Here is a 17,738-nt window from a genome sequence, read left to right on the forward strand (position 1 = left end):
AGAGTCCGGCCATGACCTCAGCCGCTGCCACCCGGTTACCACGGCGAAGAAGGCCGGGCTGGGTTGACTCCTTCCTCCTCGCCGTGCGTATCGCGGCGATAGTGTTACTCATCTGGGGGATAGCGGGAACTGTCGTTAAAGGCATCAACGGTGAGGGTCCGACCGGAGAAGCCTGGCGCGACCTGGTGGTGGCCGGGATCGCCCAGGGCGCCATGTACGGCCTCATCGCCCTCGGTTACTCGATGGTCTACGGCGTGCTGGGCTTCATCAACTTTGCCCACGGCGAGGTGTTCATGTCGGGTGGGATGGTCGGATTCTTCGTGGCCAACTACCTGTGGGACATCCATTTCTGGGATACCAACTTCGTCCTTTCCATCCTGCTGGTGCTGGCATCGTCGATCCTGGCCTCGACGCTCGTGGCGGTGATCGTGGAGCGAGTGGCGTACCGGCCGCTCCGGGACGCGCCCCGCCTTATCCCGCTCATCACGTCCATAGGCATCTCGTTCTTCCTCCAGTACACCTTTGCGGGCCTCTTCGGGGTGGCTGTCAAGAACTACCCACCGCCTCCCGATTACCTGCGGGCCCGGATCGGGTTCCTCGATCTCGAGATCGAGGGGACCAAGTTGGCCGTCATCGTGGTGGCGGTCGTGACGATGATCGCCCTGTACCTCTTCGTCGAGAAGACCCGAACCGGCCGGTCGATCAGAGCCGTGGCCGAGGACAAGGAGATCGCCGCGCTGATGGGGATCAATGTGGATCGCACCATCGTCGCCACCTTCGCCGTGGGCGGGGCCATGGCCGGTGTGGCGGGCACGCTGTGGGCACTCCTGTTCCGCGGCGTGTCGTTCATCACCGGCTTCCTCCCGGGGATCAAGGCCTTCACGGCCGCGGTCCTGGGAGGAATCGGGAACCTCGGAGGAGCGATGGCGGGAGGTGTGCTGCTGGGGCTCTTCGAAGGGGTCGGTCCACAACTCGTGCTGGCCGGCTTCGGCATACCGGGCGTGTCGCAACTCAAGGATGTGGTGGCGTTCACCGCGCTGGTGCTCGTGCTGATCTTCAAGCCTTCGGGCCTGTTCGGTGAGCGGCTCTCCGCGGAGGATCGGGCGTGATCACCATCGACAGGCGAAGGATGCTCCGCTGGGGGATGATTGCAGGTGGCGTCATGACCTTTACCGCCGCGGTCGGGATGCTGGAGGCCTTCGAGGACCGGCTGCTCATATACCCGGTTCTCAGCCTCGGTTACCTGCTACTGCTCTGGTTCATCCCCGTCGCCGGGTACCAGTCCACCAACGTGGCGGTGCTGGAGGGCATGGAGGCACCGGCGAAGGGTCTTCACAACGTGATCGCGGGGGCGGTCACCGGACTCGTCGGCGGGGTTGTTCTGGCGCTGTTTGCCATTGTCATCAACGCCTTCGACCTGCGCGACGTGTTCGTGCCGTTCTCCGTGAAGCTGGTCGGTCTCCTCACGCATGGCCTCGGGGTTCCGGATGGTCTCCCGTACACGGTGCTGGCGCCGGCGGCGCTGGGCCTCGTGGGTGGCCTGATGCACCTGCCGCCTGCCTCGGTACGTCGGCGAGTGATTCTGGCGGTGGAGTGGGTTGTGGTGGTGGCTCTCCTGGAGCAGGTGTTCTCCCAGATCCTTCGTCAGATCCGGTTGGAGGTGGTGGCGGACCGGGTATTCACCCTGAAGGCGCTCGAGTGGTGGGCGGCGCTGGCAGTGGCGGCCCTTGTCGCCGCTGTGGCCGAGCGGACGAGAGGAGGCGTCGGGAGGATGAGGGAGCGGCTCTTCGCCGGTGATCCCAGGCAGCGGACCCGGAACTCGGCCTGGATGGCGGTGCTGGTGCTGGTCTTCCTGATCATCATTCCCCAGCTCCTCGGCAGCCTTCTGTCGGAGGTGCTCGCCAATGTCGGACTATTCCTGCTCATGGGCCTGGGCCTCAACATCGTGGTGGGGCTGGCCGGAATGCTGGATCTGGGTTACGTAGCCTTCTTCGCGGTGGGCGCCTACACCGTAGGGGTGCTCACCTCTCCCTTATCGCCCCGATTCACTCTTGAGTGGTCCTGGTGGGCGGCGTTGCCGGTGGCCATCCTCACGTCGGCGCTGGCGGGGTTGCTGGTTGGAACCCCGGTGATCCGGATGCGCGGCGACTACCTGGCCATCGTCACGCTCGGTTTCGGGGAGATCGTGCGGATCCTGTTCCTGTCCGACTGGCTGTCGCCCACCTTCGGGGGAGCCCAGGGAGTCCAGAACATCCCCGGTATCCCTCTGGGCTTCACCGAAGTGAGCGGGGTGGGACCTGAGGGGGTGCTCTACTTCGCGCTCGTCTTCGTGCTGCTGGCGGCATGGATCTCGTGGTCCCTCCAGGAATCACGCATCGGGCGGGCCTGGACGGCCCTCCGGGAGGACGAGACGGTGGCGGCGGCCATGGGCATCAACATTGTGAGGGCCAAGCTGAACGCCTTCGTAGTGGGCGCCATCCTGGCCGGATTCGCCGGGGCCCTGTTCGCGGCCAAGCTCGGATCGGTCTTTCCCAGTTCGTTCGAGTTGCTGGTTTCGATCATCATCCTGGTGGTGGTCATCGTGGGCGGAATGGGCAACATCCCGGGAGTGGCCGTCGGCGCGGTGGTGCTGATCGGCGTGCTGGGCGGGCCCAACCTGCCGGGCCTGCTGGCGGAGTTCGCCGAGTTCAAGCTCCTGATCTACGGCGCGCTGCTGGTCTTCATGATGCTCCGCAAGCCGGAGGGGCTGGTACCGAGCGTTCGCCGATCTCGGGAGTTGCATGCCGACGAGTTGACCCAGGATGCCTGGCTCGACAAGAGCGGCACCTTCGCCGAGGCGCCGGATGGCGGCCGGGAGGCCGGCTGATGGTGATGCTCGACATCCACAACCTCCACAAGTCCTTCGGGGGTGTGGAAGCTCTCGCCGGCGTAAACCTGCGCATCGCCCAGGGCGAGATTGTCTCGGTGATCGGTCCCAACGGCGCGGGCAAGACGTCCTTCTTCAACGTGGTGACCGGGTTCTATCCCCCAGACTCCGGCGAGATCCTGTTCGAGGGGGAGAGCATCGTCGGTCTCGAGTCGAGCCGGATCACCGAGGCCGGCATCGCGCGTACCTTCCAGAACGTCCGGCTGTTCCTCAACATGACGGTTCTGGAGAACGTCATGGTGGCCCAACACTGCCGCACCAGGGCCGGTGCCTTCCACGCCATCCTCCGCACTCCCTTCCTGCGTCGCGAGGAGGCGGAAATCAGGACCCGCGCCGAGGAGATACTCTCCTTCTTCGGGACCAGGCTGGTGGGGTACCGTTTCGATCAGCCTGCCCTCTCCCTTTCCTACGCCAACCGGAGGCGTCTGGAGATCGCACGGGCCATGGCCAGCGAACCCAAGCTGCTCCTGCTCGACGAGCCGGTGGCCGGAATGAACCCCCGCGAGACTGCGGAGTTGACCGGACTGATCCGAAAGCTCCGTGATGAGAGGGGCTTCACAGTGGTAATCATCGAGCACGACATGCGGGTGGTGCGGGACGTGAGTGACCGGGTGATCGTGCTCGATCACGGCGTGAAGATCGCCGAGGGTTCCTACGATGAGGTGTCGAGCAACGAGGCGGTGATCGAGGCGTATCTCGGACGTCCGGCAGAGGTTGGCTGATGGAGTCCAGCCGGCCGGTGCTCGAGTTTCGCAACGTCCATACCCACTATGGGCCGGTCCACATACTGAAGGACGTCAGCCTGTCGATTCACGAGGGACAGATCGTCTGCCTGCTGGGAGGCAACGCGTCCGGCAAGACAACCACCCTCAAGACCATCCTCGGCATGGTGATGCCCACCGCGGGCGAGGTGGTGATCGACGGGGAGGTGACCAACGGATGGCGGACGGCCGCCGTCGTAGCGCGGGGAGTCTCGATGGTTCCGGAGAACCGCCGGCTGTTCAAACGTATGACGGTGAAGGAGAACCTTGAGATCGGCGCCTACCTGCGCGCAGACGACTTCTCGGCCGACTACGAGCGGATCCTCGACATGTTCCCGGTGCTGAAGGAACGGTTGGGCCAGAGCGCCGGCACGCTCTCGGGAGGTGAGCAGCAGATGGTGGCGGTTGGCCGGGCGCTGATGGCTCGCCCCAGGATCCTGCTGATGGACGAGCCGTCGATGGGTCTCGCTCCGGTGCTCGTGGCGCAGAACTTCGACATCATCCGCCGGTTGAACGAGGCGGGCACCACCGTGTTCGTGGTGGAGCAGAACGCCAACATGGCCCTTTCCATAGCCGACTACGGCTACGTGCTCCAGACCGGCCGGATCGTCCTGTCCGGCACCGGCCGGGATCTCCTGGCCAGTCCCGAGATGCGGCAGGCCTACCTGGGTGAAGTCGGGTAGCAGGGTGCTGGAGAGATGTGAACGGGTTGGCCGGCGATGCCAAGACCGGGATTCGCTACTCCGGCAGCCGGGCTGGCTGGATTTTCTTCAGTACCCTCCTAGAATCCGCTCAGATCTCGGCCGGGTTAGCTCAGTCGGTAGAGCACTTCTCTTGTAAAGAAGATGTCACCGGTTCGATTCCGGTACCCGGCTCCGTTCCACGGCGGCGGCCGAACCAAATCCACCGTTATGTAGCGCCTGGCCGATACGCTGGGCGTGAAATGCTCACATCCATGCAGAGGAACCTCCTCGACTTCGAGCGTTGCTGGTGGCAGTTGCCCGGTCCCAAGGACCGCGACATACGGGTTGCGTTCGGGTTCGGCCCGGCCCGCTACTACCGGTTGCTGAAACAGCTGATGGACGATCCGGCTGCGCTGGCATATGACCCTCTCACGGTGCGCCGGCTTCGCCGCATACGGGCGCGCGCCCTGGACGCGGCCCGATACCGGGTGGGTACGGTGTGACCGGCCGGCAAGCCTCTCCGATATACATCCGATCCGCACCGCCGGGACCGACCGGACGAATCGATGCCGGGCCGCCACGCTTCCGACGATAAGCGCCGCCTACGGCGCGACCTGCGCCGGGCCGGCCTGCTCGCCCTTGGCGGGCTGGTGGTCTTGGTGGGCGCCGTCTTCGCCGCTCGGACGCTGATCGGAGGCTCCGCGGACGGCGAACCTGCGGAGGCCGGCACCGCCGCCACCGCCGCGCCGGCCACCACGGTCGCGGACACCGCCGCCCCCACAACGGCCGCGCCGGCCACCACGGTTGTGACCACTGCCGCTCCGACCACCACGACCACCGAACCTCCTCGCCCGCCCGTCCGGGCGCCCTCGCAGGTAGGAGTCCTGGTTCTCAACGCCACCTCCGTGGGCGGATTGGCCGGGCGTCTAACCGATCAACTGGCCGACCTGGGGTACCGGACCGTTCCTCCGGACAATCATTCGGAGAATCTGGACACCTCCGTCATCTGGTACGTGGAGGGATACGACCGCGAGGCCGCCATCCTGTCCGAACAGGTGCCGGATGCCGACCTGGTGCTATTCCCGGGTGACGCGCCCCGGGCGCCGATCACCGTAGTACTGGGCGCCGGCTACCGAGAGTGACCAGCGGCGGGGGGACGCCGGGCTTCTACCCGTCAATGCGAGGTCATCACGTCCGAGCCCGGCGGCGGCGGGCTCGGTTGGCTTGGCTCTTACTGGCGGGGGTCGCCCTGCTTCTCGGGGTGGCGGTTGCGGCGGGAGGCTTGCTGAGGCGGTCGGTGGTCCTGGACCTGGTCTCCTTCTGGCCGGGCTGGGTCGTCACGGCGGGCGTGTTGCTCATCCACCGGCGGGTGTCCCGCACGCGGCAGCGATTTCCCGGCTACGGCCTCGGCCCGGCGCTGCCGTATTCGCTGATGGGCTGGCTGGCCGTGGCGCTGTCACTGCACATGGTTGGCTGGGAGATGCTGCCGTCGTCAGCCGACCGGCTGGACGGCCCGGCCGTCACCGATCGGATCGCCACGACCGCGATCGATCTCCGGCTCGACGGCGCGCTGGTCGTGGAGGCAGGCGCCGAGCTCCTCTACGAGGTGTCAAGCCTGGCCTCCGCGGGCGCGGTGGCTCCTCCCCGGGGTGAGGAGCTTCTGACCGGGGATGACCTCGACGTACGGCTCCGGGAAGGGTCGGAGGCCGGATGGTTCGGATCCGGCGGCTGGAACCTGGCCCTCAACCCGGGTCGAGACTGGTCGCTTGCGGTTGCGGCCGCGGAGGTGGAGGCGGATCTCAGGAACCTGTCGCTCAGGTCTCTCCGAGTGGAGGCGGACGGTGTCATCCGCCTCGGCGCGGCCCGCGGCGATGTAGCGGCGTCGCTGACGGGCGACCTGGTGGTCGAGGTTCCAGCAGAGGTATCCGTGGACCTGTCCGGACCGGCTACGGTCGGGTCGGGGTGGGAGCCCACCGACGCCGGCAGGAGATACCTGGGTGACGGAGCCGGCCGTTACCTGATCGAGGTCGACCCCGGCTCGGATGTGGTGGTGAACCAGGTATGACGAACCCCGGGACCCCGTCCGCAGGCCGGTAACCTGACCGGCGGCGAGAGATCAGGCGAGAGTGAATCAGCAGGACCGGGAAAGGCTCACCAGGGACGACTGGCTGCGCGGCGTAGGCGTTGCGGCCTGGAGCATCGTCGGCATCTTCGTGGTAGTCGCCCTCGTGGCCTGGGCCGTCTACCAGGTGCGGATCATCTGGGCGCCGCTGATCTTCGCCGTGCTCCTCGTCTACCTGGTCAAACCGTTCATCGATTTCCTCGAGCGCTACAGGATTCCCCGGGTGGCGGGGGGATGCCTCGTGTACCTGGTGCTCGGTGGCGTACTGGTGCTGATCGGCGTGCTGCTCGTACCGATTATCAGCCGCCAGACTGTGGAGTTGGTAGACCATGTCCCCGAGGTGATCGACAGCACCTTCAACGTGGTCGCCGATCTGGCCGCGTCCCTCAACCTGCCGGTCGAGCTGGCGGGCGTCGATTCGATATCCGACGAGTTGGTCGGCTGGTTCTCGGATCCTTCCAACCGCGAGGTGATTCTGGAGGGACTCTCCCGGGTGGGGGAGATCGCCAGAGGGCTGGCAGAGGGGGTGGTGGTCGTTCTGCTCGCCCCCGTACTGGCCTTCTACATCATCGTGGATGCGCACAATCTCCGGAGGGCGGCGGAGCGCCTGATTCCGGCGACCGATAGGGCCGAAGTGGTCCATCTGGCCCGGCAGGTGGGCAAGGCCCTGGGAGGCTTCGTCCGGGGCCAATTGGTGGTGGCGGCCATCGTCGGAGTCCTGTCCAGTACGGTGCTGTGGGTGCTCGATCTGCCGTTCTGGTTGATCGTCGGCCTGCTGGCCGGGCTGCTCAACATCGTGCCCTTCATCGGTCCATGGGTGGGAGGGGCACTCGGCGTGGCGACCGCGCTGATCGTGGGAGACCCGATCCGGGCCCTGTGGGTTGTTGTCGCCTTCCTCATCATCCAGCAGTTCGACAACCATCTGGTGAGTCCGATGGTGCTGCGGGTGGCCGTCCACCTGAGCCCGGTCACCATCATCCTGGCGTTGCTGGCCGGTGGTTCCATCGGTGGCCTGCTGGGCGTGCTCATCGCCGTTCCGACCACCGCAGTCTTCAAGATCATCATCGGCCATCTCTGGCGCACCCGGGTGCTCGGAGAGTCCTGGGAGCAAGCTGCTTCGGCCGTGGTGGTCGAGTACGAGGTGGAGCCCTTGCGGGAGCGTTTCCGTCGTGGTGGGGCGGAAACGAGCAAGGCCAGTGGAGAGGATGAGGCAGGGCCGGCCGCCGCCGGTAACGATACAGCCGATCCGGACCGGACAGGATCCGGCGAGAGCGCTTCTTTGACGGATACCTGACCCATGCTGGACATCCTGGTGCTGGCAGGCCTGGGATTGGCCGTCATGCGCGGTTACCGGCGGGGAATGCTGGGCGCGGCAGCCGGTCTGGTGCTCCTGGTGGTCGGGATCGTGGTGGGATACCGGGCCGGGCCTATCGGGCAGGGCGTGGTCGAGTCGTGGACCGGCGCCAGCCCCCTGACGTCGCGGTTCATCGCTTCAGCGGTGGTATTCCTGGGCGTGTTCCTGGCGGGCCGCCTGCTGGTCAGCCGGCTCCTCGCCCTACTGGGACCGGTCCGATTGTTGGATCGGATCGGCGGAGCCCTCGTGTCGGCGGCAGCATTCGTGCTGGTGGCCGGTCTGCTGATCCTGGCTCTTGCGAGCACGCCCTACCTTCCGTCGTCGATGGGGCCCTTGCTCGATCAGTCCAGGACGGTCGCCCTGGTCACATCCGAGGCGCCGCGCTTCACCCCGGGCATCAGCCGGTTTCTGGGCGACCGCATCCTCGAGTCGTACCTGAACCTCAGGAAACTGTCTGAGGCGAGTGCGGCGCTGCACGAGGGGGATGACGGGCCGGATGTTTCCCCTGCCGGCGAACCGATGGGGGAGGGCACCCTTCCTGTTATCGAGTTGCTGGACCGGTTGGTCATACTCGATGGGGATGATCGGGTGGAGATTGCCCCGGTCGGTGGATTGGTGGAGGCTCGCCCCGATCTGGCCGTCGAGCTGCTGGACCGGCTCAACCTGTTGCGGATCGAAGCCGGCGAGGAACCGCTCGCCTGGTCGGCCGCTCTGGCTGAGATTGCCGACGGGCACGGAACCGAGATGTACGCGGAGGGCTACTTCTCCCACGTCTCACCGGCGACCGGATCGGTTGCGGATCGCTTGGCGGCCGAGCGGATCCCGTTCAGGGTGGCGGGCGAGAACCTGGCTCTGAACCCGACCGTGGACGGCGTCCATGCCGGCCTGGCGGCATCGCCGAGCCATCGCGCCACCATGCTGGAGCCACGTTTCACCCGCGTGGGAATCTCGGCGCATGACGGTCCGCTCGGGCTGATGGTGGTGCAGGTGTTCACAGGATGACCGGCAGATGACCCCGGTCGCTGCCGAACTGTGCTCCTCGCTGGTGGACGCTTACGTTCCGTACGTCCGGGACAGGGTGGCTCGGCTCGGCCAGGATTCTCCACCGGGCCTGGGCGGCGCCATCGACGAGGGCCGTCGATGGCTGGAGACGGCCCTCCCGGACCTGCTCGGACGGCCCTTTGCCAGCCAGGACCGGGGTCCACTCGAGCTGTTCCAGGAGGCCCTGAGGTTCCCCACCGCGGTACTAGAGAGGGCCGGGTTCCAGCCTGTGCCTCGAAACGACCTGGTGGCCAACGCATTGCCCGGAGACTTGTTCGACCTTGCACCCGCGTCGTCGCACGACCTGGGAGAAGCAGCCTGGAGCGCCCACCTTGCCTGGGGAGCCACCAAGGCAGCAGCCATGACTCGGCCGGCCTGACGCGGTGCGCCCGCGGCAGGATTCGAACCTGCGACCTACCGCTTAGGAGGCGGTTGCTCTATCCCCTGAGCTACGCGGGCGGGATCGGTGAAGGTCGGATGAGGACCGCCGATGCTAGCGGAGCCCTTGATCAGCCTGAGCAGCGGGGTATTTGTCGGAGGATCGCGACCGGCCGGTAAGCGTCGGCTCCGTGCGGTTGACTTCTCGTGCCGTGATCATTGCGGCCGTCCTCGTTTATGATGCTGAAGCAGCGTTAGCGGACGGAAGCAGCCATGGATAGGGACACATCCGGGGCGGGGACCGGCCTCGATCGGGCAGATTTCGCCGACCTTCTCACGCTGGCGCGCCTGATGAGCGCTCCGATCATGCTCTGGCTGGTGTCTATCCGCAGCTTGGACGCCGCGGTCCTCGTGGCAGTCGTCGCCTGGTGGACCGACTTCCTCGACGGCCGCATGGCCCGCAAGGCTGACCGGGAAAGCCGCTTGAAGGACTGGGATCTGCGTGCTGATGCCTGGCTGGCCAGCGCGATGGGCCTGGGTTTGGGATTGGCAGGCTACTTCTCGTGGTGGGTGGCCGTGCCCCTTGCCGCCGTCGTTCTGGTGATGTCGGTTCTGCTCTCCAACCCCGCCGCGGTCATGGTGGGCGTCGCCGTCCAGTATGGGATGTTCATCGTGGCGATGTATTTCTGGGCCGACTTGTGGTGGTTGGGCGTCTTGCACGTGATCGTATTCGTCGGGGCCAGCTGGAAGAGGTTCTGGGGTGTGCTTCTGCCGGCTTTCTGGGCGGGCGCCGGTGCAATGCTGTCGGGGCGCCGCCGGAATCGTGGCCTGGTCGTTGACGACTGGGCGGAATGAGAATCCGCGGCGTGCGGAGGGAAGGTGTCGAATCGTGATAATCTCGCCTCTCTCCCCTCAGGAGTTCCCTCTCCGTCCCAGTCTGCCGATCGATATGGAGAAGACCCCATGACCGATGACCGCAAGGACACCGACGCCCAGGCATCGGACAGCGGCCTGGTGGTGGTGGAGACCTCCACCGAGGAGGAGGATCTTCCGGACCGGATAGAAGAGCCCGCCAAGTTGCTCCGGATCGCCTCGATGACCCGGTCCATGCTGGAAGAGGTCAGGACCGCCACGCTCGATGAGGAGGGGCGAGCCCGTTTGAAGGCGGTCTTCGATGCCACCCTGGAGCAGCTCCATACGGTGTTGACCGAAGATCTGCGGGAGGAACTGGCCGAGGTGTTCGTTCCCCTGGATGAGGGAGTTCCGACCCAAGCCGAGATACGGGTGGCCCAGGCTCAATTGATCGGGTGGCTCGAGGGTCTGTTCAACGGCATCCAGGCCGCCATCATGACCCAGCAGATGGCCGCCCGCGCCCAGTTGAAGCAGATCCGGGGCGGCCCTCCACCAGATGAGGACCACGGCGGAGGCGGCCTCTATCTGTAACCGCACGTGACCCCGGAGCTCGTCCTACTCCTGCTGGCCGGGTTCGCCACCGGCTTCATCAACGCGGTGGCCGGCGGGGGATCGGCCCTGACCATCCCGCTGCTCACCATCATGTCCGACGCCAACATCGCCAACGGCACCAACCGGGTGCCGGTGCTGTTCGCCAACCTGGCCGGCCTCGCCGCGTACCAGCGGGGAGACTCGGTCCCCTGGAGCAAGGTAAAGGTACTGCTACCACCCGTCCTGGCCGGCGCCGGTCTGGGAGCATGGGTAGCCACCCGGATATCCCCGGACGGGATGCAGCGAGTCTTCGCTGTCGTGCTGCTGCTGGTGGCGGTCTCGGCGGTGGTCAATACCAAACAGTGGCTGGAGGAGGCACCGTCCCGGCTGGGGCCTGCCGGTCGGGCCATCGCCTTCTTCCTGATCGGATTCTACGGAGGGTTCGTCCAGATCGGCGTCGGGATCCTCCTGCTGACCGCCCTGGTGCTCGGCTCCGGTTTCAGCATGCTGAGGGGGAATGGCGCCAAGGTCGTGATAATCGGCACGTACACACTGGTTGCCCTGCCGTTCTACTTCTGGGCCGGGCACGTGGATCTGGGGCTCGGAGTGATCCTGGCCTTCGGATTCTCGTCGGGCGCCTACCTGGCCGCCCGGCTGGCGGTGAGCAAGGGGTCGGTCTGGGCGAGGTGGGTGCTGGTGGTCGCTGCGGTGGGGGCGGCAATCAGGATGATGTTCACGTAGCCGGTGGCCCCACGCCGCCGATCGACATCCGGCGCGCCATCCGGATACGTATAAGGATGAGGTCAGGAACCTTGCGCCCTACGAGTGCTTGAAGGTATTGACGGGTTCGGCAGCCGGTTATTACTTGTATCGCCAGACGATGCGTCCGCGGCTGGGGTCGTAGGCGGACAGCTCCACGTCGACTCGGTCGCCCGGCAGGATGCGGATGAACCGTCCCCGTCGCATCTTGCCCGAGGCTCGGGCCAGCACCTCGAGGCCACCGTCGATTTTCACGTTGAACATGGCGTTGGGCAGGGTCTCGACAACGCTGCCCTGAACCCGCAGCACGTCATCTTTGGGCAAGAAGGGTCCCTTCTGTAGCGGAATGTGGCCGGGCTCCGGGTGGATGCTGGACGAACGGGGGCAGGACGGCCACGGTCCTCCCGGTAGCGCGGTCCGTTGTCCGGCCCTCAGGAAGTTGCCCGTCATCCTCCTCGTAGCTATGGCCTCACCGGCCAAGGCTAACGCATTGCGGGTGGCGCCGGAGGTGCTTGCTCAGCCGGGTGTCTCATCAACCGGGTCGGGAATCCGGCCGAGCGCCCGGCGCCCTCGCTCGGCCAGCACCGCCCGCACCCTGGCGATGTCGTCGGTACACGTACGGGATGCCATCCAGTAGCACAGGCCCGTCGGGATGAAGAAGACCTGGAAGAGGGCTAGGCCGATGGCGTAGTTCAAAGGCGCAGCGAAGCTGGCGGCAAGCAGCCCGGCCACCGGCACGGTGAGGCCGTTCCCGGCTGCCCGCGACACGCCGTTGGACAGGTTGGCGAGCCCGAAAACGGTCCCCCGATGCTCGGGTAGGTTCACGTCGGAGATGAGGGCGAACCAGTTGGGGGAGTCGGCCGAGGTGAGAATGACGGCCGCAAGGCACAGCAGGAATGCGCTCGCCGCGTAAGGGTTGGTGACCACGCTGCCGAGCGTGGCCAGGACGATGGCCATGCTGCCCTGGTCGGCGGGGATGTCGAGGCCGCGCAACGGGATGAAGAAGAAGGCCACGAAGAACGGGATGGCGCCCAGGACACCGGTTGCGGAGATGGCGGCGCGGGCCCGGGCGGTCCTGCGCTGCAGGCGGTCGCCCAGGTGCCCCGCGAGGATGGATGTAACCCCGCCCAACTGGAAGATTGCGCCGAAGACGGCTCCCACCGCCGTGGCCGTGGCGAGGTCGTACCCGTCAGCCTCTACCTTGCTCTGATAGAGGAAGGGCACCCAGACCAACGATCCGTAGGCCAACTGGGCGGTCAGGCCCTGCAGCACGAGCCACGGGTTGGTTCGTGTCCTGAGAAGCTTCTTTATGTCGGACCGCTCGATGCGGTATTCGTAGGCTCCGCCGGCGGCGAGGGCCTCGGCCAGCTCCGGCTCCGCCCGGCCCCGGCGCGCCTCGGCGGTGGTCAGGTACAGGAGGGCGACCGCGGCGCCGACCAACGCCAACCCGACGAACGGGCGTCTCCAGTCGGATGCCCCGACAACGCCGCCCACCAGGATGCCGAGGAAGCCGCCGGCGCCCTGGGATAGTCCCCAGAAGCTCATCGCCAGACCCCGGCGCGCCGGAGGGATGAAGTCGGAGATCACCGAGAAACCGACCGAGGCGATAGCGCCCAGACCGATGCCGACCAGCACCGACCACAGCGCCAGTTCGGCGAGGGAGTCCGATCCTGCCGCCAGCACCAGCCCACCGCACCATGCCAGCGTGGCCCAGAAGAGCAGGGGTTTGCGTCGCGACCGATCTCCGAGATACCCCCAGCCCACGGCGGTAAGCGCGGTTACGAGGATGACCAGAGCGGTGACCAGCGCGACGCCGGCCGTGCCTTCCCCCAGGTCGGCGGCTATTACATTCGTGAGCACCGGATAGAGCGCGATTGCAGCGTTGTCCAGGGACGACAGGACTACGAAGATCGTTATCGTATAGGCGACACGAGCCTTGTTGTGAGCTCTAAAGAGCCTGGTCATTCGTACATTTCCGGTATGGTCGCGCCTCTCCCGGCGTATGTCTCGAGCCCCTGCTGGCAATAGTCATAGAATTACGCTAAACTATCCTAGTTACCCACGAGAGGCGGGCTTTGACCGAAGGGGTCAGAGGTCTCCTCGGGTCACGACACGTAACCTTCATGGTATCCGACCAAGAAAGCGGGCTGATGCAAAGCGAAGACAAGATTCTCGGCGCCAACGAGGTGGCCGAGCTCCTGGGCATGGACGTCCAGATGATCAGGAAGTACGCAAGGGAAGGCCGCCTTCCGGCTTATCGCCTTCCGGGCGGCAGGACATTCAAGTTCTTCCGTAGCGAGGTGCTGGACTTTGTCCGGGCTCATCCGGCGAGCACCGAAAGCACCCAGTAAGGCTCGTTAGTGGATAGGCCAGGTAGTTATCGTGTCCTGGCCTATCGGCCGCCCGGGCCGCTGTAGTCCCGGTCGTCGGGGCCGCGGCCAGTCCGAATCAGGCGCCGGTACTCGTGGTCGAGGAGGCCCCAGACCGAATGGTCCATCCATCGACCACCCACCTGTATCTCCTCGCGTAACACCCCTTCGCGCACGAACCCGAGTTTCGTAGCCACCCTCTCGCTGGCCTTGTTGCCCACCGCCACCCGAAGGACCATGCGGTGCATGGACAGATCTTCGAACCCGATCCGGAGCGCCGCACGGGTGGCCTCGGTGGCAATGCCCCGGCCCGTATCCTCTGTTCTGATCCAGTAACCGATCTCGCCGGATCGCGAGCTTCTGGAGACATGCCAGATGCTGATGTTGCCGACGTGGCGCTCGGGTCTCTCCAGGAGACGGATCGAGAAGTCGTAGGCCTTGCCTTCGCGCCACGAGCGCATACTTTCCCTGACGAAGCCGGCCGCTCCGGATCGTGTGAAGGTCTTGGTCGCCCAGGGCAGGTATTCGGCCAACTCCGCTTGGGAGTCGCGTACCGCGGTGTACAAGGCTTCGATGTCACGCCGCTTGAAGGGCCGGAGCATCAAACGCTCCGTGTAGCGCTCGAACGGAGGTAGCAGGTCTCGGGCCGGGATTCGCATCGCAGTCGCGAGACTATCCGGCCCGGCGGGCCACCGCGCTGTCCGGCTCCGGGGATGGCTTAACATTTCCTGATGGACGGCACCTGGAATCTCGGCCGCCTCCTGCCCGATCCGCCCCCCGGCACCGGCAGCCAGCAGGCGGCGGTACTGGCACCTCTGTACCGGGACGGCGATGATCTCAGGCTGGTCCTGATCCGCCGCCCGCTCCACATGCCCACCCACGGCGGGGACATCGCCTTCCCTGGAGGCAAGCCCGAGCCGGGGGAGAGGCCGCTCGACACCGCACTTCGGGAGGCATGGGAGGAGGTCGGCATCGAGCCGGCCACCGTAGAGGTGCTCGGTTACCTGCCAGCGATCCACACCGTCAGCTACCCGCGGCTGGTGGTGCCGGTGGTCGGAAGGCTCCCAGGAGTTCCGAGCCTGCGACCCGATCCGAACGAGGTGGATCAGATCCACACTCCGACCATCGGTTCCTTGCTTGACGAGTCCCGCTGGCGCACCGAGTCGTGGAAGGGCCACGAGGTGTTCATATACGACCTCGATGGTGACACCCTGTGGGGGGCGACTGCCCGGATGGTTCGCCGGCTGATCGGCCTGGAGGCCTCCTGACAGTGGATGGGACGCCGGCCGGCGTCCCATCCACGGGTGTGCCCACGCTGTCTCACGGAGTCGTCGGGCCGGGACGATGGTGACCGGCCCGCGGCGGCTACCGACCGGTAGCCAGGTCCAGGATCGTATCGTGGAGGTCCCCGTTGGTCGCCAGTCCGGTTCCGGACCGGAACGACGGTTCTCCGGATAGGTCGGTGAACCGGCCGCCGGCCTCCGGGAGGATCACCATCATCGGCGCCACATCCCACGCGTTGACGATCGGGTCGAGCATGGCGTCCACTCGCCCGGATGCCACCAGGCTGTAGCCGTAGGCGTCGCCCCATCCCCGGAGGATCATCGGGCCCGCGTGGAGGCGTTCGGCCATGTCCCCGGGAAGGAGGTCGAACCCGCTGGTGCACAATGCGGCGCCTTCCAGGTCGGATCGGCGGCGCACCGATACGGCCCGTTCGTTCAGGTAACAGCCCCGGCCCCGGCCCGCCGCCATGGTCTCCCCCAGTGCGGGAAGGTCTATGACCCCCACCGCCACGCCGTGCTCATCCTCGAGAGCGAGCAAGGTGGCGAAGAGCGGTACGCCCCGGATGAAGGACTGGGTGCCGTCGATGGGATCTATGAACCAGGTGCGCCCGGACGCCCCCACTGTGTCCGCATACTCCTCCCCGACGATGCTGTCGGCCGGGAAGCGCCGGGCCAGTTCGGTGCGGAGGAGCCGCTCGGCGGCCCGGTCGGCCTCCGTGACCGGGCTCCCGTCTCCCTTGACCATCACCTCCGCGGATCCGTCATACCAGCGCAGCGTGAGGTGTCCGGCCGACCGGGCCAGGTGGACGGCCTCCTCGAGCAGCGACTCTTCAACCGGAGGTCCGGTGGGCGGTTCAGGATCGCCGGTCCGTGCTCCACGGGGCGTGGGGCCATCCTGCGACGGGTCAGCGGGGAGGCTCACGATCCGCTACCGGCCGCGCCGGCCGGTTCCGCTCCGGCCCGGAGCAGGCCGACGACGATCCCGTCCGCCATCGCCTCCCACGTGGCTTCGATGACGTTCTCGTGCACCCCGATGGAGCCCCAGGTCGAGGGGCCGTCGCTCATCTCGATGAAGACCCTCACCACCGCGGCGGTCGATGCGGTGGCGTCCAGGACGCGCACGTTGTAGTTGGTGAGGCGCAGGGTGTCGAGTTGGGGGTAGTGGTTCCTGAGCGTTTCCCGCAGGGCGTGGTCGAGGGCGTTGACCGGTCCGTTGCCCTCGCCGGTCCTTATCACCCGCTCGCCCCGGATCACTATCTTGACCGTAGCCTCCGCCATGACCAGCGCGTCGGACCGATGCTCGGTCGAGACCCGGAACGACTCCAACTCGAAGTAGTCGTGCGACCATCCGCCGGCCTGCCTAAGCATCAACTCGAACGATCCGTCGGCCGCCTCGAAGTGATAACCCCGGTTCTCCATGTGTTTGATCTCGTCCAGCACCCGGGCGGCCTGGCTGCCGGTGAGAGCGATGCCCAGGTCACGAGCCTTGGCGAGGATGGTCGAGCGGCCTGACAACTCCGAGACCACCGTGCGGGTGCGGTTGCCTACCTGAGCCGGGTTCTGGTGCTCGTAGGCGTCGGGACGCCGGGCCAGGGCCGAAGTGTGCAAGCCGGCCTTGTGGGTGAAGGCCGACGCGCCCACGAACGGACTGTGGGGGTCGAGGCTGACGTTGACGATCTCCGCGATGTGGTGGGCGATGGGCGACAGCGTCTCGAGCCGGTCCGGATCGAGCACCGGGACTCCCATCTTGAGCACCAGGTCGGGCAGGATGGTGGAGAGGTCGGCGTTTCCGGTTCGCTCCCCGTAGCCGTTGATGCACCCCTGTACCTGACGGATCCCCATCTCGACCGCGGCCAGCGAGGAGGCCACCGCGCAGCCGGCGTCGTTGTGGAAATGCACTCCTAGCTCGGCGTGGGGTAGGGCTTGCCGGACTCCGTCGATGGCGTCGGCGATGTCCGGCAGCAGGCTTCCTCCATTGGTATCGCACAGTACGAGGCGCTCGGCGCCCTCCTCGAAAGCGGTCCGGAGCACGCTCAGGGCGAAGTCGCGGTTCGACCGGTATCCGTCGAAGAAGTGCTCCGCGTCGAAGAAGACCCGCCGGTCGTGGCGTTTCAGGTATGCCACCGACTCGGCGACCATGGCGACGCCGTCGTCGAGGTCGGTCAGCAGGGCTTCCCGGACGTGGTAGTCCCACGCCTTCCCGACGATGCACACCGCCTCCGTCTCCGCTTCGAGCAGGTTGAGCATCTGAGGATCTCCCTCGACAGATCGGCGAGGCCGGCGGGTAGCGCCGAACGCGGTGAGGAAGGCGGTACTGAGGTTGAGCTCGGAACGGGCCCGCTTGAAGAATTCGCTGTCCTTCGGGTTGGCCCCGGGCCATCCGCCCTCGATATAGCCGACACCGAGGTCGTCGAGCAGGGTGGCGATCCGCAGCTTGTCGGAAACGGTCAGCGAGATGCCCTCCTGCTGCGCCCCGTCGCGCAGGGTCGTGTCGTATATTTCGAGTCGGGGATGTGCCATTCGTGCCTCCCTCTCGTGACGGTCGGCGGAACGTTCGTTGCCAAATGAAAAGCCCTGCGCCGGGGCGCAGGGCTGCGGGCACAGGGTCGTCTCCCTATG

The 17,738-nt window shown here is 66.4% G+C and carries 20 protein-coding genes and 2 tRNA genes; 16 read left to right on the top strand and 6 right to left on the bottom strand.

What is annotated here, in order from left to right; translation table 11 throughout:
• Positions 1-11: 11 nt before the first annotated feature.
• From ACOQPD_RS01095 to ACOQPD_RS01145, 11 genes are all read left to right on the top strand, one after another.
• Positions 12-1,109 (top strand): branched-chain amino acid ABC transporter permease, encoded by a 1,098-nt coding sequence (locus ACOQPD_RS01095; RefSeq protein WP_420613067.1) that lies wholly within the window; start codon positions 12-14, stop codon positions 1,107-1,109.
• A complete protein-coding gene (locus ACOQPD_RS01100; protein ID WP_420613068.1) occupies positions 1,106-2,866 on the top strand; it encodes a branched-chain amino acid ABC transporter permease in 1,761 nt (586 codons plus the stop codon). Before ACOQPD_RS01095 ends, ACOQPD_RS01100 begins: the two co-directional genes overlap by 4 nt.
• On the top strand, positions 2,866-3,648 hold the full coding sequence (locus ACOQPD_RS01105) for an ABC transporter ATP-binding protein (protein WP_420613069.1): 783 nt from the start codon (positions 2,866-2,868) through the stop codon (positions 3,646-3,648). Before ACOQPD_RS01100 ends, ACOQPD_RS01105 begins: the two co-directional genes overlap by 1 nt.
• Complete coding sequence (locus tag ACOQPD_RS01110; RefSeq protein WP_420613070.1) at positions 3,648-4,370, top strand: ABC transporter ATP-binding protein; 723 nt, start codon at positions 3,648-3,650, stop codon at positions 4,368-4,370. The genes ACOQPD_RS01105 and ACOQPD_RS01110 overlap by 1 nt, the downstream gene beginning before the upstream one ends.
• A 119-nt stretch (positions 4,371-4,489) precedes the next feature.
• Positions 4,490-4,562, top strand: a tRNA-Thr gene (locus tag ACOQPD_RS01115).
• Between the two features lie 80 nt (positions 4,563-4,642).
• Positions 4,643-4,873, top strand: a complete 231-nt coding sequence (locus ACOQPD_RS01120; protein WP_420613071.1) for a DUF3263 domain-containing protein — start codon at positions 4,643-4,645, stop codon at positions 4,871-4,873.
• Between the two features lie 63 nt (positions 4,874-4,936).
• Positions 4,937-5,512, top strand: coding sequence for a LytR C-terminal domain-containing protein (locus tag ACOQPD_RS01125; RefSeq protein ID WP_420613072.1), 576 nt, complete (start codon positions 4,937-4,939; stop codon positions 5,510-5,512).
• 77 nt (positions 5,513-5,589) lie between these two features.
• Entirely contained in the window at positions 5,590-6,435 is an 846-nt protein-coding gene (locus ACOQPD_RS01130; protein ID WP_420613073.1) for a hypothetical protein, read from the top strand.
• 61 nt (positions 6,436-6,496) lie between these two features.
• A complete protein-coding gene (locus ACOQPD_RS01135; protein WP_420613074.1) occupies positions 6,497-7,786 on the top strand; it encodes an AI-2E family transporter in 1,290 nt (429 codons plus the stop codon).
• A 3-nt stretch (positions 7,787-7,789) separates the two neighbouring features.
• Positions 7,790-8,848, top strand: coding sequence for a CvpA family protein (locus ACOQPD_RS01140; RefSeq protein WP_420613075.1), 1,059 nt, complete (start codon positions 7,790-7,792; stop codon positions 8,846-8,848).
• A 7-nt stretch (positions 8,849-8,855) separates the two neighbouring features.
• Positions 8,856-9,266: a hypothetical protein gene (locus ACOQPD_RS01145; protein WP_420613076.1), complete on the top strand. Its 411-nt coding sequence runs from the start codon at positions 8,856-8,858 to the stop codon at positions 9,264-9,266.
• 7 nt (positions 9,267-9,273) lie between these two features.
• Here the strand turns inward: ACOQPD_RS01145 and ACOQPD_RS01150 are convergent.
• Positions 9,274-9,346, bottom strand: a tRNA-Arg gene (locus tag ACOQPD_RS01150).
• Positions 9,347-9,538: 192 nt separating this feature from the next.
• On the opposite strand from ACOQPD_RS01150, the gene ACOQPD_RS01155 reads away from it, so the two are divergent.
• The 3 genes from ACOQPD_RS01155 (at position 9,539) to ACOQPD_RS01165 (ending at position 11,449) form a co-directional block, all read left to right on the top strand.
• Complete coding sequence (locus tag ACOQPD_RS01155; protein ID WP_420613077.1) at positions 9,539-10,120, top strand: CDP-alcohol phosphatidyltransferase family protein; 582 nt, start codon at positions 9,539-9,541, stop codon at positions 10,118-10,120.
• A 108-nt stretch (positions 10,121-10,228) separates the two neighbouring features.
• Positions 10,229-10,708 carry a proteasome activator gene (locus tag ACOQPD_RS01160; RefSeq protein ID WP_420613078.1) on the top strand — a complete coding sequence of 160 codons (480 nt, stop codon included), beginning with the start codon at positions 10,229-10,231 and terminating at the stop codon, positions 10,706-10,708.
• 6 nt (positions 10,709-10,714) lie between these two features.
• On the top strand, positions 10,715-11,449 hold the full coding sequence (locus tag ACOQPD_RS01165) for a sulfite exporter TauE/SafE family protein (protein WP_420613079.1): 735 nt from the start codon (positions 10,715-10,717) through the stop codon (positions 11,447-11,449).
• Between the two features lie 120 nt (positions 11,450-11,569).
• Here ACOQPD_RS01165 and infA read toward each other — a convergent pair whose 3' ends face one another.
• Both infA and ACOQPD_RS01175 read right to left on the bottom strand, forming a co-directional pair.
• A complete protein-coding gene (infA, locus tag ACOQPD_RS01170) occupies positions 11,570-11,791 on the bottom strand; it encodes a translation initiation factor IF-1 (RefSeq protein WP_420613080.1) in 222 nt (73 codons plus the stop codon).
• A 192-nt stretch (positions 11,792-11,983) separates the two neighbouring features.
• Positions 11,984-13,432 (bottom strand): MFS transporter, encoded by a 1,449-nt coding sequence (locus tag ACOQPD_RS01175; RefSeq protein WP_420613081.1) that lies wholly within the window; start codon positions 13,430-13,432, stop codon positions 11,984-11,986.
• A gap of 185 nt (positions 13,433-13,617) precedes the next feature.
• Here ACOQPD_RS01175 and ACOQPD_RS01180 point away from each other — a divergent pair, with 185 nt between their 5' ends.
• Positions 13,618-13,818, top strand: a complete 201-nt coding sequence (locus ACOQPD_RS01180) for a helix-turn-helix transcriptional regulator (RefSeq protein ID WP_420613082.1) — start codon at positions 13,618-13,620, stop codon at positions 13,816-13,818.
• Between the two features lie 41 nt (positions 13,819-13,859).
• On the opposite strand, the gene ACOQPD_RS01185 is transcribed toward ACOQPD_RS01180, so the two are convergent.
• Entirely contained in the window at positions 13,860-14,438 is a 579-nt protein-coding gene (locus ACOQPD_RS01185; RefSeq protein WP_420613083.1) for a GNAT family N-acetyltransferase, read from the bottom strand.
• A gap of 129 nt (positions 14,439-14,567) precedes the next feature.
• Here ACOQPD_RS01185 and ACOQPD_RS01190 point away from each other — a divergent pair, with 129 nt between their 5' ends.
• On the top strand, positions 14,568-15,104 hold the full coding sequence (locus ACOQPD_RS01190; RefSeq protein WP_420613084.1) for an NUDIX hydrolase: 537 nt from the start codon (positions 14,568-14,570) through the stop codon (positions 15,102-15,104).
• 97 nt (positions 15,105-15,201) lie between these two features.
• Here the strand turns inward: ACOQPD_RS01190 and ACOQPD_RS01195 are convergent, their stop codons facing one another.
• The gene (locus ACOQPD_RS01195) at positions 15,202-16,041 is read right to left on the bottom strand and encodes an inositol monophosphatase family protein (RefSeq protein ID WP_420613085.1); all 840 of its coding nucleotides are present in this window, start codon (positions 16,039-16,041) and stop codon (positions 15,202-15,204) included.
• Positions 16,038-17,639 (bottom strand): citramalate synthase, encoded by a 1,602-nt coding sequence (cimA, locus tag ACOQPD_RS01200; RefSeq protein ID WP_420613086.1) that lies wholly within the window; start codon positions 17,637-17,639, stop codon positions 16,038-16,040. Before cimA ends, ACOQPD_RS01195 begins: the two co-directional genes overlap by 4 nt.
• Positions 17,640-17,738 lie beyond the last annotated feature (99 nt).

The organism is Candidatus Spongiisocius sp. (assembly GCF_965221825.1).
In the GTDB taxonomy this organism is placed as follows: Bacteria; Actinomycetota; Acidimicrobiia; order Spongiisociales; family Spongiisociaceae; genus Spongiisocius.

Excerpts from the sequence above, each read along its gene's own strand:
- ACOQPD_RS01125 (WP_420613072.1), top strand. The coding sequence starts at position 4,937 with ATGCCGGGCCGCCACGCTTCCGACGATAAGCGCCGCCTACGGCGCGAC.
- ACOQPD_RS01140 (WP_420613075.1), top strand. The coding sequence starts at position 7,790 with ATGCTGGACATCCTGGTGCTGGCAGGCCTGGGATTGGCCGTCATGCGC.
- ACOQPD_RS01175 (WP_420613081.1), bottom strand. The coding sequence starts at position 13,432 with ATGACCAGGCTCTTTAGAGCTCACAACAAGGCTCGTGTCGCCTATACG.
- ACOQPD_RS01120 (WP_420613071.1), top strand. The coding sequence starts at position 4,643 with ATGCAGAGGAACCTCCTCGACTTCGAGCGTTGCTGGTGGCAGTTGCCC.
- ACOQPD_RS01145 (WP_420613076.1), top strand. The coding sequence starts at position 8,856 with ATGACCCCGGTCGCTGCCGAACTGTGCTCCTCGCTGGTGGACGCTTAC.
- ACOQPD_RS01110 (WP_420613070.1), top strand. The coding sequence starts at position 3,648 with ATGGAGTCCAGCCGGCCGGTGCTCGAGTTTCGCAACGTCCATACCCAC.
- ACOQPD_RS01185 (WP_420613083.1), bottom strand. The coding sequence starts at position 14,438 with ATGCTCCGGCCCTTCAAGCGGCGTGACATCGAAGCCTTGTACACCGCG.
- cimA (WP_420613086.1), bottom strand. The coding sequence starts at position 17,639 with ATGGCACATCCCCGACTCGAAATATACGACACGACCCTGCGCGACGGG.
- ACOQPD_RS01190 (WP_420613084.1), top strand. The coding sequence starts at position 14,568 with ATGGACGGCACCTGGAATCTCGGCCGCCTCCTGCCCGATCCGCCCCCC.
- ACOQPD_RS01180 (WP_420613082.1), top strand. The coding sequence starts at position 13,618 with ATGCAAAGCGAAGACAAGATTCTCGGCGCCAACGAGGTGGCCGAGCTC.
- ACOQPD_RS01095 (WP_420613067.1), top strand. The coding sequence starts at position 12 with ATGACCTCAGCCGCTGCCACCCGGTTACCACGGCGAAGAAGGCCGGGC.
- ACOQPD_RS01155 (WP_420613077.1), top strand. The coding sequence starts at position 9,539 with ATGGATAGGGACACATCCGGGGCGGGGACCGGCCTCGATCGGGCAGAT.
- ACOQPD_RS01105 (WP_420613069.1), top strand. The coding sequence starts at position 2,866 with ATGGTGATGCTCGACATCCACAACCTCCACAAGTCCTTCGGGGGTGTG.
- ACOQPD_RS01160 (WP_420613078.1), top strand. The coding sequence starts at position 10,229 with ATGACCGATGACCGCAAGGACACCGACGCCCAGGCATCGGACAGCGGC.